The 14,303-nt window shown below is 35.9% G+C and carries 13 protein-coding genes, 1 tRNA gene, 1 pseudogene and 1 riboswitch; of the genes and pseudogenes, 2 read left to right on the top strand and 13 right to left on the bottom strand.

Annotation, left to right across the window (positions count from 1 at the left end; translation table 11 throughout):
* The 4 genes from GXZ93_03450 to cobN form a co-directional block, all read right to left on the bottom strand.
* On the bottom strand, positions 1-423 hold a 423-nt coding region (locus GXZ93_03450; protein HHT78835.1), incomplete at its 3' end, for a magnesium chelatase ATPase subunit I.
* Positions 424-445: 22 nt separating this feature from the next.
* Positions 446-1,186 carry an ABC transporter permease gene (locus GXZ93_03445; GenBank protein ID HHT78834.1) on the bottom strand — a complete coding sequence of 247 codons (741 nt, stop codon included), beginning with the start codon at positions 1,184-1,186 and terminating at the stop codon, positions 446-448.
* Positions 1,183-2,130 (bottom strand): ATP-binding cassette domain-containing protein, encoded by a 948-nt coding sequence (locus tag GXZ93_03440; protein HHT78833.1) that lies wholly within the window; start codon positions 2,128-2,130, stop codon positions 1,183-1,185. The genes GXZ93_03445 and GXZ93_03440 overlap by 4 nt, the downstream gene beginning before the upstream one ends.
* Entirely contained in the window at positions 2,130-5,912 is a 3,783-nt protein-coding gene (gene cobN / locus GXZ93_03435; protein HHT78832.1) for a cobaltochelatase subunit CobN, read from the bottom strand. The genes GXZ93_03440 and cobN overlap by 1 nt, the downstream gene beginning before the upstream one ends.
* A gap of 129 nt (positions 5,913-6,041) precedes the next feature.
* Positions 6,042-6,224, bottom strand: a riboswitch (cobalamin riboswitch).
* A gap of 402 nt (positions 6,225-6,626) precedes the next feature.
* Between cobN and GXZ93_03430 the strand changes: the two are divergent.
* Positions 6,627-6,839, top strand: a pseudogene (locus GXZ93_03430) (type II toxin-antitoxin system HicB family antitoxin).
* 133 nt (positions 6,840-6,972) lie between these two features.
* Here the strand turns inward: GXZ93_03430 and GXZ93_03425 are convergent.
* Both GXZ93_03425 and GXZ93_03420 read right to left on the bottom strand, forming a co-directional pair.
* Entirely contained in the window at positions 6,973-7,224 is a 252-nt protein-coding gene (locus GXZ93_03425) for a type II toxin-antitoxin system RelE/ParE family toxin (GenBank protein ID HHT78831.1), read from the bottom strand.
* 17 nt (positions 7,225-7,241) lie between these two features.
* Positions 7,242-7,463, bottom strand: coding sequence for a hypothetical protein (locus GXZ93_03420; protein HHT78830.1), 222 nt, complete (start codon positions 7,461-7,463; stop codon positions 7,242-7,244).
* 409 nt (positions 7,464-7,872) lie between these two features.
* Between GXZ93_03420 and GXZ93_03415 the strand changes: the two genes are divergently transcribed.
* Positions 7,873-8,064, top strand: coding sequence for a type II toxin-antitoxin system HicB family antitoxin (locus GXZ93_03415; GenBank protein HHT78829.1), 192 nt, complete (start codon positions 7,873-7,875; stop codon positions 8,062-8,064).
* A gap of 249 nt (positions 8,065-8,313) precedes the next feature.
* Here the strand turns inward: GXZ93_03415 and GXZ93_03410 are convergent.
* The 7 genes from GXZ93_03410 to phoU form a co-directional block, all read right to left on the bottom strand.
* Positions 8,314-8,389, bottom strand: a tRNA-Gln gene (locus GXZ93_03410).
* A 75-nt stretch (positions 8,390-8,464) separates the two neighbouring features.
* A complete protein-coding gene (rsmA, locus tag GXZ93_03405) occupies positions 8,465-9,442 on the bottom strand; it encodes a ribosomal RNA small subunit methyltransferase A (protein HHT78828.1) in 978 nt (325 codons plus the stop codon).
* Positions 9,443-9,489: 47 nt separating this feature from the next.
* Entirely contained in the window at positions 9,490-10,302 is an 813-nt protein-coding gene (locus tag GXZ93_03400; GenBank protein ID HHT78827.1) for a TatD family hydrolase, read from the bottom strand.
* A gap of 87 nt (positions 10,303-10,389) precedes the next feature.
* Positions 10,390-11,934 carry a methionine--tRNA ligase gene (gene metG / locus GXZ93_03395; GenBank protein ID HHT78826.1) on the bottom strand — a complete coding sequence of 515 codons (1,545 nt, stop codon included), beginning with the start codon at positions 11,932-11,934 and terminating at the stop codon, positions 10,390-10,392.
* A gap of 125 nt (positions 11,935-12,059) precedes the next feature.
* On the bottom strand, positions 12,060-12,917 hold the full coding sequence (rsmI, locus tag GXZ93_03390) for a 16S rRNA (cytidine(1402)-2'-O)-methyltransferase (GenBank protein HHT78825.1): 858 nt from the start codon (positions 12,915-12,917) through the stop codon (positions 12,060-12,062).
* Between the two features lie 182 nt (positions 12,918-13,099).
* A complete protein-coding gene (locus GXZ93_03385) occupies positions 13,100-13,597 on the bottom strand; it encodes a rubrerythrin family protein (protein HHT78824.1) in 498 nt (165 codons plus the stop codon).
* Between the two features lie 51 nt (positions 13,598-13,648).
* On the bottom strand, positions 13,649-14,303 hold a 655-nt coding region (gene phoU / locus GXZ93_03380), incomplete at its 5' end, for a phosphate signaling complex protein PhoU (GenBank protein HHT78823.1).

Raw genomic sequence — 14,303 nt, 5'->3', positions numbered from 1 at the left:
TATTCCTCTGTTGGCTTTGGCAAGAAGCCCGGGTTCAAATGCGTCCGGCTCACCTTTTAAAGCCTTTTCAATGTTTATGCTGCCGATAACTTTATCTTCAGTGGCACTGAGCGGAAGCGTAACCACACGAATTTTTCGTTTTTCGGCTCTGAGTTTTCCACCACCATCCAATATTTCCTGGCAGATGTTGCAATGGGGCTGATCTTTTTCGGGATTGCACCCGTATGGACAATCAATGCTGAAATCCTCTTCAGGAAGAAGCTCGGCCATTGCCCTTACAGCCACGCTTTTTGCTGTGCCTCTCTGACCCTTTATAATAACGCCCATGAGATCCTGATTTACAGCATTTAAGATCAGCGCCTCTTTTAAAAGTTCCTGCCCGATAATAGATGTAAACGGAAGTATCTTTTTATTATTTTTCAAATATACTCCTCCTTTTCGACTGTTAGATACTTAAATCCCTTACGCTTTTGGAAGCAAAAAATAAGAATATCAAAGAATAACCTGCAACAATTGCCAGAGAATAATAAGGGAAAGGACTCCGGAGAGCTGCTGCCCTTATGCAATTTATTGAATGAGTCAAAGGCAAAATCATTGCAAGATATTTTATGACTACAGGAAAGCGGTCAATCTGGAAAAAGGTGCCGGACAAAAATGCCATTGGAGTCATTATAAATGAATTGAAATCACTCTGCTGTGAATGGGTTTTCACTACAAGGGCAATCCACAGAGCCAGTGAGGAAAACATAAAACAGTTAAGTATTATACTGATCACTAAAAGCAGATTGATCCTTAAGGCAGCTCCAAATGCAAGTCCCAGAAGATAAATTAAAATTGAACCTATCAGGCCCTTGAAAAGGCCTGTGAGTATTTTACCTATCGCTATATCAAATACAGAAATAGGCGCCACCTGAAATTCTTCAAACGTGTGCCAGTAAAATCTTTCCACATTTATTGTCATCCCTATCGAAAATGCTGTATTCATGCCATTCATTGCTATAAGTCCGGTAAGAATAAAAACAATGTAAGAAGTACCGTTTACATCAATGCCGCTCCCAAGACCCCATCCAAATGCAATAAAAAACAGCAGAGGTCCCAGGATCATTCCGACAAAAAGCTTTATCCCTCTTCTTTTTTCCTTAAGAAAATCTCTATATACAACTGCCCATATCCCTTTGATACTCAACTTTCCACCCTTCTTCCGGTTTTATTTAAAAACACATCCTCGAGGTTTGTTTCCCTGATCACAACGGTCCCTTCATTTTTAGAGGCACCGGCAAGAGCCTGCTCTCTTGAGTTAAAAAAATATGACTTAAGCATGTCATTTTCAAGAACATCAAGAGTAATGCTTCCAACTGTTTTAATCAGATTCGCAGGACTGTCCAGTGCGATCAACTGCCCTTCATGTATTATTCCGACCCTGCTGCACAGCTCTTCCGCTTCTTCAATATAATGGGTAGTCAAAAATATAGTTTTATTTTCCGAATTGATCTTTGACATAAGCTCCCATAGCTTTCTTTTACTGTGCGCGTCAAGGCCTATAGTCGGTTCGTCAAGAAATAATATATCGGGTTCATGAAGAAGAGCTCTTGCAATCATGAGCTTTCTCTTCATTCCTCCTGAAATATGCTCCACAAGAACATTTTTTTTATCAGTCATTTCTATATAATCAAGAAGGAAATCAATCCGTTCTGAAGCTTCTTTCTTTTTCATCCTGTGAAGCATCGCGTGAACAATAAGATTTTCCCTGCAGGTAAGCTCCATATCTATATTTATATACTGGCTGACTACACCAATGTCTTTTTTAGCTTTGATCGGTTCCTTTGTTATGTCATATCCATTTACCAGAACCTGGCCGGAAGTGGCTTTCGTGGAAGTCGTAATAATCCTGATTATCGTCGTTTTACCTGCACCATTTGGACCTAAAAAGCCAAAGAACTCGCCTTTTTTAACATCAAATGAAATATCCTTAACCGCATACAGATTTCCATATTTCTTCACTACATTTCTTATTGATATGGATATAGCATCATTTTCATTCAGCTTTATGTTTTCTCCACCGGATAAAGAATTTCTGCCGCTTCCGGCATGCTGCCTGATATTTTTATTTATTTCAGTTTTCTCCGTCATTAATTTGCCTCCAGTTCACCTTCCACCTCCATCATCAGTTCTTTAAGTTCGTCTACCATTTCTTCAGAAGCATCCCACATTCCACGTTCAACTGCTTCAAGAAGCCGTTCGGCAATATTATGAAGCGCATATTTGTTATGCTCATTAAAGAAATCCTGCATTTCTCTGTCAAGTGCATAAGTATTTGCCAGCGCTTCGTACATCCAGTCCTCCATTGTATTTGCTGTTGCGTCCCAGCCAAAAGCTACATCTACCATCCTTGAAAAATCTCCCGCTCCCTTAAATCCATGCTTTTTCATGCTTTCTATCCATTTCGGATTCAAAATCCTTGCCCTGAAAATATGCTTGGCCTCTTCTTTTACAGTCCTGACTTTTATCCTGTCCGGATCAGATGTGTCGCATGAAAATGCCTGAGGGTCTTTACCTGAGAAATGTCTGACTGCCGCTATCATTCCGCCCTGATAGGAATAAAAATCATCACCATCCAGAAAGTCATACTCCCTGGTATCTTCATTTTTGACTACGACCTGGGTGTTCTTAAGTCTCTCCTTAAAAACTTCAGGAATAAATTTGCCGTAATTCTTTTCAGAATATGCATATGCCCCCCAGGTTACATATACGTTTGCAAGATCCTCGTCGGTTTCCCACTCCTGGGAATCTATTAAGTCGCAAACGCCGGCACCGTAAGTTCCCGGCTTGGATCCAAATACTCTTGCAGATGCCATGTCCCTGCTTTCTTCCCTGCCGATTTTTTTCTTCATGCAACTTGCGTAGGTTTCCTTAAAATGTTTTCTGACAAAATTCATATCATCCGGTTCGTCAAGCTCTATAACTTTTTCAACCGCTTTATTAATAAGAAATATTATATTCGGAAAGGCATCTCTTAGACCTCCTTCCCTGATGGTAAAATCGATTCTTGGCCTTTTAAGTTCCTCAAGCGGTATCACCTCTATGTCAGTTACTCTTCCGCTTTTATCTTCCCACACAGGTCTTACCCCAAGAAAACTGAATATCTCGGCAATATCATCGCCTTTTGTACGCATTACTCCACCGCCCCAGATTATCATACCTATGCTCTCAGGGAAATGGCCTTCCTCATCAACATAACGGGCCAATAGTTCATCGGCAAGCTTGCAACCAACTTTATATGCTGCCCTTGATGGCACTGCATTCGGATCTATTGAGTAAAAATTTCTGCCGGATGGCAGAATGTCTGCACACCCTCTGGTGGGAGCGCCTGACGGTCCGGGCGGAACAAAAGATCCTGAGAGTGCCGCAAGACAAATATCGATTTCCTCTTCCGTCAGACTCAGCTTTAATTTTAATACATCACCTATATAGACAAGCACTTTCTGAATTGCCGAAACTTCTCCCTTAAAAAAATTATTTGCAATTTCAGGAGCAGTATCAGGGTCAAAAGCAGTCTTTTCATATTCCTTTAGAATCTCGTGAATTTTTGCATTTATCTCATCAATTATAGCAGCGTTTGATTTATGTAAAACAACATTAAACTTTCCCCTGTTTGCAAGAAGATCTTCGTAATCAAGACATAAATTTTTGGTTATTGATTCCCGTAAAGATGGTATTGATCCGTTTGCAAGACGGGTAAGCGCAGTGAACATTTCTATCAGGGAATCATCTTTTGGGGGACGTCCCAGGATATGAAGACCGTCTCTTATCAGCGTATCCTTTACTTCACTGATATAACCATGCAGATTTTCAATAAATTTATCAAAGTTTGAGAAAGCCTGTTCCTGTGTAACTTTCAGATCCGTATCAAGTTTTGCTTCTATGACCTTATCCCATATTGCTTTCTGCTGATGAGGCATTTTTTTTGTATCCTGGGTTTTTATATGATAGTAGTCATCAAGGAGTACTTCAATTTCCGCAATATGACCGTAGCTGTCAGCATTATTCATAACAGGTATAAGATGATCAATAATACAAGCATAACTCCTTCTTTTTGCACATGTTCCTTCGCTTGGATTATTAATAATATATGGATATATATTCGGCAGATCAAGTATTGCAATATCAGGATAGCAATTTTCAGAGAGACCTATTGCTTTGCCGGGCAGCCATTCAAGTGACCCGTGCTTTCCAATATGCATTACTGCATCAGCTTTAAACTCATCCCTGATCCACTTATAATACCCAAGATACTGCCATGGAGGACTCAGGTCGGGATCATGATATATCTTTGCAGGATCTTCAATAAAACCCCTTCGCGGCTGAAGTCCTATGAATACATTTCCGTTAATTATGCCCGGTATTATCATATGCTGCTTTGCAGTCATGACTTCCCCGGGCGATTTTCCCCAGTCTTTTTCAAGAGCTTTTTTATTTTCATCAGGCAGATATGAAAAGAAATCCTCACATTTTTCAAAGGGAACATTTCCCACTGCCATATTCAGAATATCATCTTCGCTGTTCCATCTCTGATCGTTTGTAGCCCTTTTTAAAATCATATCAATAAGTTCGTCGCCGGTTTCAGGTATATCGTCAACTATATATCCATCTTCTTTCATAGCCTTTAAAAGATCGGCGACACTTTTTGTGGAATCAAGACCAAATGCGCATGCAATCTGGTCGTTTCTGGGAGGATAGTTATGAAAAATTATTGCTACTTTTTTCTTATCATTTGAGATTCTTGAAAGTTTGGCCCAGTTCAGTGCAAGGTCAACAGCTTTTTCCATCCTATCGGGAATTGGTTTAAACCTGGTAATTTTAAGCCCTGTTGACAGATCCTTTTCACTTTTTTCTCTGGAACATACAGGTATTGTTATAAGGTCGCCATCAAATTCAGGAAGTGCTATGCTCCATATAATATCCAGAGGATTTAAACCCTGCTTGCTATCTTTCCAATCTTCATATTCGCTATATGTATTTACAATCTTTATTACAGGTACGCCAAGCTTTCTAAAGAACCAGGAGCGTTTGAAATTCTCATCGCTGTTTCTTTCCATACACTCAAGGCTATCCATCCTTCCATTATTTATTGAGCATAATGAAAAAACAAGAAAAGAAAGCATGCAGTTTATAACGGTCTTTCCATCTAATTGAAAATAATTGGTAAAAAACCATCCCATGTCTTTGTCAGAATCTTCAGAGCTCATTCCGATTGCCTGGAAACAGGCAAGCACGTTGGCTCCCTTTTTCTCAATAATCTCAATAATTCTGTCGATATAGCTAAGGTTTTTTGTAACCCAGTCCCTTTGGTAAAAAACCACACCTATGGTTGGCTTATTCCTATCGGTATATTCTTTAATATAGGTTTTAAGATCTGGCAGATAATTAAACCGTGGGTGATAAATACCTGCAATTGGTGGTTGATGTGGCTCATCATAAACGGTTTTTTTTATTTCGTAATGATTTAAAAGATAGAGAAAAAGGTTATAACAGTTTTTTTCTCCGTTGAATATAATATATTTGAAAATATATTTATATACTTCAAAGGTAACAGTAGATGCTTTTACAAGGTCAGGTCTGACATCATATCCGGCATCAAAAATACAGGTGTCTATATTGTTGTCGCCGGCAATTTTCAAGAAATCTTCATAATATGGAAATGACGATTCTCCTCCATGAAGATGTATTATAAACAGTTTGCTATTTTTTGCTTTTACCCTGGCCTGCTCCATATCTTCAGGATTTCGCATTATATCCTGTGATATAAGGTTTATATCAATAACCTCTCCAAACTTTTTCTTTATTTCAATAAGAGCTTTAATTAAAGGCATAATATCACTATCATAAATTGTAAAATATGTTACTGAGAGCATTTTTTAAAGTTCCTTTTGTCGAATTTGCTGATAGATAAATATAAGATAGAATAAGCTCAAGAGGTAGTTAAGAGTAAGAGGAGGTCATTACAAACAAAAAATAACCACTCTTTCCCCGAAGAGCGCTTATATTAATTAAAAACCTGCAGCAGGTCTCCTGACTTATGGGACTTTACCTTTTGCCTTCCCGGCAGTACTGGCTGCCAGTGGCTATAAATAAAAGGCACACACCCAATTACAGTGACGGGATCGCTCCGGAATCTAACCGGATTCCCTATTAAGAATTACTTCACTGAAAGTTTTAAAATATATTTTTAAAGAACCAATGTATGATTAAAAAATCTTGTTGTAATAGTACATTAAAGAAATATCTTTTTCAAGAATCCTTTCCTGGCTAGTTTATATTTTTGTGAGGCATTCCTTATAAACGATTCAGCTGGAATTTAAATGCACCCCAGCTGAGAGTGATATAATTAACCGTATAATAAAAAAATGCAAAGACAGTAATTGCTTTTTAATCTTTAGATAATAATTTACCGGAACTTAAGTGGCTTGGCATAGCAAGCAAAGTTAAAAGTGCTGTATTATGTTCAGAGAAAACCATTTTTATAAAAATCTATTTCCTACAGGTCAATTGCTTTAGCTGTTTTACTTTTAAATGAAACAATAGCATATTATGATTATTGAAAACTTTAGCAATAAGAAAGTAAAAGATTGAAAATATTAAATTATAAAACACTTTTAAAAAAGGAACCATAAGGCGGATATACAGTATTTGTTCCATCTCTTCCTGGTTGCGTTACTTATGACCAAACAATTGAAGAAGCCATAGGATTATATATTGAAAGTTTAAAATCTCACGGTGAAGATATACCTACTGAAGAAAATATATTAGAGCATACTTTAACAGTGAACGAGAATGTATGATTTCCCTGCTATGACATTTCCAGGATTATCAAGATTTAAAATCAAGGAGATTTATTCCGGACAGAATCAGAACTTTTTTGCTGAGCTTTAGTGAGGATATTTTTATACCTTAATTAAGATTGTAAAGAAACTTTTAAATATTATAAATATTTTTTCTATGGCCAACTTTAATAACAAGAATAATTAGACTATTTTTTTCAATATCCATTATAACCCTATAATCACCCACTCTAAGTTTGTAACCTTGATCACCAATTAATTTGGTAACAAAAGTTTCAGGTCTTATCCTTATTTTTTCAAGTGCAGAGATTATTCTTTCCTGGGTATTTCTCTCCAGTTTTATAAGTTGTTTTTTTGCTTTTATTGAAAAAATTATTTCATACAAAAAAATCACCGCATATTCTATTTTATATCAAGGTCTTTTTTTAATTGAGAAAGTGTTATAGTCTTGCCCTCTTTTATTTCTTTTCTTGAAAGCTCAAGCTCTTTTTTTGTTTGCTCGCTAAGTTCCATATTGTCCTCAAGCAAATTCCATATGACGTTTTCGTAAGTTTCTCTTTCAGAAAGTTTCTTTTGGGATAGCACCTTTTTTAAATCTTCGCTTATTTGTATGCTTGTAACCATTTTATTTCACCAGTTAGAATTAATATTACATTAATAATTATAGCATTCTAGAGTATTCTATAGTTCAATTATATATTTTATTATTAATTAATATAATCACAAGTGATATTTTATCCATTAGAAAATTTTTTGGATTTATTGAAGATTTAAAAACAAACCGGCTCAAATTTGTATTCTCCGGCTGGGCATTGTGGTCAGAGTTAGAACTAAATTGCAGGCTTTAGTGAGGATATTTTTATACCAAAATTGAGTTTTTAATATAATTATTTGCCTACAATCCAAATCACTATTTAATAAAATTAATACCCTTTCCAACCATAAAGATTGATTTTTAACAAGGCTTTATTATGGTATAATATCAATAGTTTTAAATTATAAATAATCACATTTTAAATATCTGGTGATAATAGTGTATGCAAAAATTAAAATGGTTTACTGGAAAGGTAAAAAATTCTGGTTAGGTAAAATTCTTGAACATCCTGAAATTATGAGTCAGGGTGAAACCGTTGAAGAACTTGAAGAGAATCTTAAAGATGCTTATAAATTAATGCTAATGGATGATGTTCCCTCAGATTATCAGCTAAAAGAAATCTCTGTATGAAACGAAGTGAACTTCTAAAGCAAATAAAAAAAGAGGGGTGCATATTCTACAGGTCCGGATCAAGACACGATATTTATATCAATCCTAAGACCGGCCAAAAGTAACCTATTCCAAGACATTTGGAAATTGATAATGATTTGGCTAATCATATTAAGAAATATCTGGGAATTACAAAATAAAAGACTAACAAATTGCTGAAGAGTCTATAATCTCGAATTCTAAAAGCACTAAATTATACGTCACACAGGTTGGCTGGGGAGGAAGGATTCGAACCTTCGCAATGACGGGACCAAAACCCGTTGCCTTACCGCTTGGCGACTCCCCAAAGATGATTAGTTTTTAAAATACTAATATTTTAAAAAAACGAGCTAGTAAATTCTATACCAGTTTTTTTTAAAATTCAAATACTCTCGTTTTTTAGAAAGTAACTGTATTCACCTTTTATGCTCAGAAACAATAGCAGAAATATCTCCAGGCTGATTTCCTCCGGACGTGTATCTTTTGAGAAACCATATTTCTCCAGCATAGTGATTATTTTCTTTTCACTATCCTTATAAAACGAGTGCCTCAGATTTAAAGAATTGATCAGCTTCTTTCTTCTGTGATAAAAACAGTCTTCAATAAAATGGAAAAAATCCTGCGTAAAAGAAATCTGCAGTTCATAATTCTTCAAAACATCACTTATAATCAAAGGACTTAATTTATAAAGTATTGAATTTGGCAGAAACCTTTCATTTCTTCTGATATGGACAGTCACAGAATCAACATACGGTTTGGGATAAAAGCAGCTTCTTGAAATGCTGAAGCTCTTTATAAAGTGGGAATAAAAATTAAGTTTAACGGAAAATGCATTGTAGTTTTTATCTCCGGGTATTGCCAGGATTCTTTCAGCAATATCTTTTTGAATTGTTACATAAAAATCCGTTATTTTCTGTGTTTCGCTTAATATCTTTAAAAGAACGGGGGCTGCAATTTTATAAGGAAGATTTGAAACACATTTATTAATCCCGTAGCTGTCTGCAAGCTTGGAATAGTTTAATTTCATTGCATCATTTTTTATGAGAAATATTTTTTTGTTTATATATTCCTCAAAAATCTGTTTAAATATTCCTGAAAGAGAAGTATCGATTTCAATAGCAATTATTTTTTTTGCGCGCTGACAGATTATTTCAGTAAGACTGCCTATTCCGCTTCCTATTTCAAGTATAATATCTTTATTGTCTATATCGGCAAAATTAGCTATTTTTTTTAACACATTCGTATCTATAAGGAAATTCTGCCCATAGGTTTTTCTTAAAGTTATACCGAAATGTTTTAGTATTTCTATCGTTCGGGAAGGAGCGCTTATATAAGTCGGATTTATAGGTTTTTCTGTCATAGCAATGTTTGATAAAAAAACAGGTTTTTAAATAATTTTAGAAAAATTCAGATATCCAGCCCGAAGAAAGTCTTTGCATTTTCAGTTGTGGCAGCTGTGACTTCATCAAACTCCATGCCTTTAAGAGCAGCAAGCTCCTGAGCAATAAAAACAACATTGGACGGATAGTTTTCCTGCCCGCGCCTTGGTTGCGGTGCCAGAAAAGGCGTATCAGTTTCAAGAAATATCTTTTCAACAGGGATTGTCCTGGCAGCATCTTTTACAGCCTTTGCATTTGGGAAAGTCAGTACTCCTGTAAAAGATATGTATAATCCGGACTCAATGCACTTAAGCGCAAAATCCATATCTCCCGAAAAACAATGAAGGACTGCCCTGAATTTTTTTTCATCCGAATATTTTTTAATAACTCTCAAAGTATCTTTATGCGCATCTCTGTCATGAATTACAACCGGCAAATTGTTTCTTACTGCCAGTTCAATCTGCATGATAAAAGCTTTTTCCTGATCAGCCTGCGGAACCTGATTTTCAAAATAATCAAAACCTGTTTCTCCTACTGCAACTATCTTTTTATTTTCTCTGATAAGGTTTTCCATAAATGAAATTTCTTTTGCAGAAAAGGTATCGGCATGGTGCGGATGCACCCCCACTGTTGCAAAAACATTATTGTATTTTTCTGCAAATTCTGATGATTTTATGCTTCCTTCAATATCTGAACCAGTATTAATTATGTATCTTACATTTGAAGCCCGGGCTTCATCAATAACTTCTTCCGGTGTTTTTTTTCTAATCATATCAAGATGGGCATGCGTATCTATTAAAAAATTTTTCTTATCCGGTTTTCTTAAATTGTTGTCTGGCATATTTTTTATTCCGTATTAAAAATATAGTTTGGATATTTGCGATTACATAAAAATACACTTTGTTTATTGTTCTCCTGCAAATACTGGCTACTCTTCCTTTATTCTTGGGAACAGTATTTCTCTTTCTTTTAATTTCGTCTGTCCCTTATAACTGCCCCAGTCTCCCATTCTGCTGAGATTAAACTCATCATCCTTTAATTCTATGCCTATCTGTTCAAGGATTTTCCTGCTTGCAAGCGGCATAACAGGCGATAACATCAGGGAAGATAGTCTTATTGATTCTATGAGCGTATAAAGCATGATGTTTAGTTTGTCTCTATCCCGGCTATCTGTGCTTTTTGCAAGATTCCAGGGCTGGTTGTCTTCAATATATTTGTTTGCCATATTCACAAATTCAGATATTTTTGAAAGATAATCATTGAATCTTACTTCTCTTGCACATTCCAGACAATAATTTCTGACCTCTTCCCATTTTTCCTTAAACACTTTATTTATATTTTTATTTTCAGGAACAATACCATTACAGTATTTTTCAATCATTACCATTGACCTTGACAGAAGGTTTCCGATGTCATTGCTTAGATCGGAATTAAATCTTCTTACAAAAAGTTCATGAGTAAAGGAACCGTCAAGCCCAAATGATATTTCCCTCATTAAAAAATATCTCAATGGCTCTACCCCGTAACGCTCAGCCAAATCATCAGGGTCAAGCATAATTCCTTTTGATTTTGAAAGTTTTTCCTGTCCAAGCATCACCCATCCATGAATTGCCACCTGTCTTGGCAAAGGAAGACCGAGTGAAAGGAGCATTGCAGGCCATATAAGAGTATGGAATTTAAGAATATCTTTTCCGATATGATGCTGATTTGCCGGCCAGTATTTCTTATAAAGAGCATCGTCTTCCAATGAGTATCCGAGTGCTGAAAGATAATTTGTAAGAGCATCTACCCATACATAGCATACATGCTTTGAATCAAACCCAAGGGGTATCCCCCATTTCACAGTAGTCCTTGAAAAGCTGATGTCTTTCAATCCCTGCTCTATCAGTCCCAGAACTTCATTTTTTCTGGTTTCCGGAAGAATAAAGTCAGGATTTTTTCTGATGTGCTCCAGTATGATGTCCTGATATTTTGATAGCTTGAAAAAGTAGTTTTCTTCTTTTATGTATTCTACTTCTCTCCCGCATTCAGGACACTTCCCATCAGTTATCTGACTGTCAGTAAAAAAAGCTTCATCAGGGACACAGTACCAGCCTTCATAATGGCCTTTATACAAATCACCATTTTCCTTTAGTTTTAAAAGGATATTCTGGACAACTTTCTTATGTTTTTCATCACTTGTCCTTATGTATGAATCATTGCTTATTTCAAAAAGCTCAAGCAGCCTTTTCATATCATCGACCATGATGTCCGTATACTGTTTAGGCGTCATATTATTTGCCTGAGCACTTTTTTCTATTTTCTGTCCATGTTCATCGGAACCGGTAAGGAAAAATACATCTTTGCCCAATAGTCTGTTAAACCTTGCACACACATCTGCAAGTATAGCTTCATAAAAAAATCCGATATGAAGCTTGCTGTTCATATATGGTATTGCTGTGGTTATATAAAACTTTTCCTTTTTAGACTCCATCTGAATTTCCTTTTATTTGCTTTTATATAAATTTTATAATTATTTTACTTTAAAAAAGAAATATAGCACATATAAGTACTTATTTTAAAATTAATTTAAATGGAATATCACTGATTCCGGTTTAGCTATTTAATATTAATATAAATGTTGTAGAGGGTTTTTTTATCTATATCATATTCAGCCATTATCTCTCTGAATACTTCTTTTCTGTCCAATCCTTTCTTTAGCAGGCCGCAAAGCAGGGTCCTTATATCATCCGGCTTGTAGTTTCTGGATCTCTGCTCTGTGTTTCCTTCAACGACAAGAACAATTTCTCCTTTAAGGGCCTGGCCGGTATTTTCTTTCCTACCGATTTCACCAAGAAGCCAAACTATACGTCCCCTTAAGTATTCTTCATGAATTTTTGTCATTTCCCTTGCAATACAGGCCTTTCTGTTGCCTAAAATTTCAAGGATTATTTCCAGCAGTTTTTGCAATCTATTCGGTGATTCATAAAATATCAGGGTAAACGGAAGATTTTTTAATTTTTCAAGCTCTTTCTTTATTTTCTGATTCTGCCTGGGCAGAAATCCTATGAAAACAAATCTGTCAACCGGAAGGCCTGATGCCACAAGCGCGCTCACTGCAGCACTCGGACCGGGAATAACTGCAACCGTTATTTGCTCATCTATGCACTTTTTGACAATCTTATATCCCGGATCAGAAATAAGGGGTGTTCCTGATTCAGAAACTATTGCAACATTTTTACCATTTTTTATTTTCTCAATTATACTCTCGGTTTTCTGCAGTGCAGAGTTATCATGATAGCTTTGCAGTTCCTGTTTTCTTATATCATACCTGGCAAGAAGCTTCAAAGTTGTTCTTGTATCTTCAGCTATTATAAGATCCGAGTTTTTTAAAGTCTCAACAAGCCTGAAACTTGTATCTCCAAGATTACCGATAGGAGTAGAGCATATAAAAAGTTTTCCATAATTTTCAGTCATGTTTTTAATTATTTTCTATTATCCATACTACCTTTATTATTTATTATTTTCTCCCTACAAAAATCATCTGGCAGTTATTGCTGCCAGATGATTAAACTAAATATCTTGTTTAAGATAAAGGAACTTTTTGATTTTTTAATGTCTTGCCTTAATGCTTAATGAACTTGTATTTATAATATTCTTTATTTTATTAAAATATATTTTTCTCTTGATGTGGCGCAGACAGGGCATTTTTCATCTGCTTTGCCTATAAATGTCATACCGCATACGGGGCATACCCATATATCCTCTTCCTTTAGATTATCAATGTTTTCAAGATATGATTTATATAAGTTTGCATGTACTTCTTCAACAAAATTTGCATAACTGAAGCTTCTTTTTGCGGAATTTTCTCCTTCACTTTCCGCATCCTTAATCATCTGGGGATACATGCTTTGAAACTCATGCGTTTCTCCGTTTATTGCTTCCTGAAGGTTCGCTTTTGTATCTTTTATGCCACCCATGACAGCAAGATGGGCATGGGCATGTATCGTCTCAGCTTCAGCAGCAGCTCTGAAAAGTTTAGCTGCCTGATTGTAGCCCTCAGCATCTGCTTTTTTTGCAAAAGCAAGATATTTTCTATTAGCCTGTGACTCTCCCGCAAAAGCTGCCTGGAGATTTGCAAGTGTTTTTTCTTTCATTATTTTCCCCCTCTTCTGATAATTAATTAAGAACCATTACTTATTATAAATTTATCCTTCATTGATGTCATCGTTCAGTACCTTATAATCACCTGTCAGAGACAAAAGGATTCTCTCCCCGATATTTACGGACTGATCTCCTATCCTTTCAAGATATCTTGTTGCAAGAGAGATGCTTGAAAGATAAAGCACAAACTCTTCCTTGTTAATCTCATCATTTCCCACTGCAGACGCAAAGAGTTTTTTGAAAATGACTCTTTGTATTTCATCGACTTCCATATCGATTTCATCTAGCTTTGCAGCAAGTTTTACATCATGATTTTTAAAAGCTTTAAGCGCACTGGAAAGAACAGTTTTTGCAAGTTTCGCCATTTCCTTGATGAGATCCAGTATTTCAGGAGTCATAAACATTGCTTTATGCTTCTCAAGCTTACGGGTAATCTTGGCAAGATTTACTGCCAGATCGCCTATCCTTTCGAGAGATATGGCAATAATATTCATGGAATTTATAAGCCTTAAATCTCTTGCAAATGGCTGATATTTTGCATGAATGAAAAGACAGTCCTGCTCAATTTTCATTTCAAGGTCATCTATCCTGTCATCTCCGTCAATGACTTTTTGCGCAATCTCAGCATTATCTTCCGTAAGAGATATCACTGCTCCTTTAACGGCTTCCTGGACAAGCTTTCCCATAAGGTTTACACTT

It is taken from the genome of Actinomycetota bacterium (assembly GCA_012837825.1).
In the GTDB taxonomy this organism is placed as follows: Bacteria; Actinomycetota; Humimicrobiia; order Humimicrobiales; family Humimicrobiaceae; genus Humimicrobium.
Note: the sequence above shows the minus strand (reverse complement) of the source record. Positions and strands in the feature narration are given on the sequence as shown.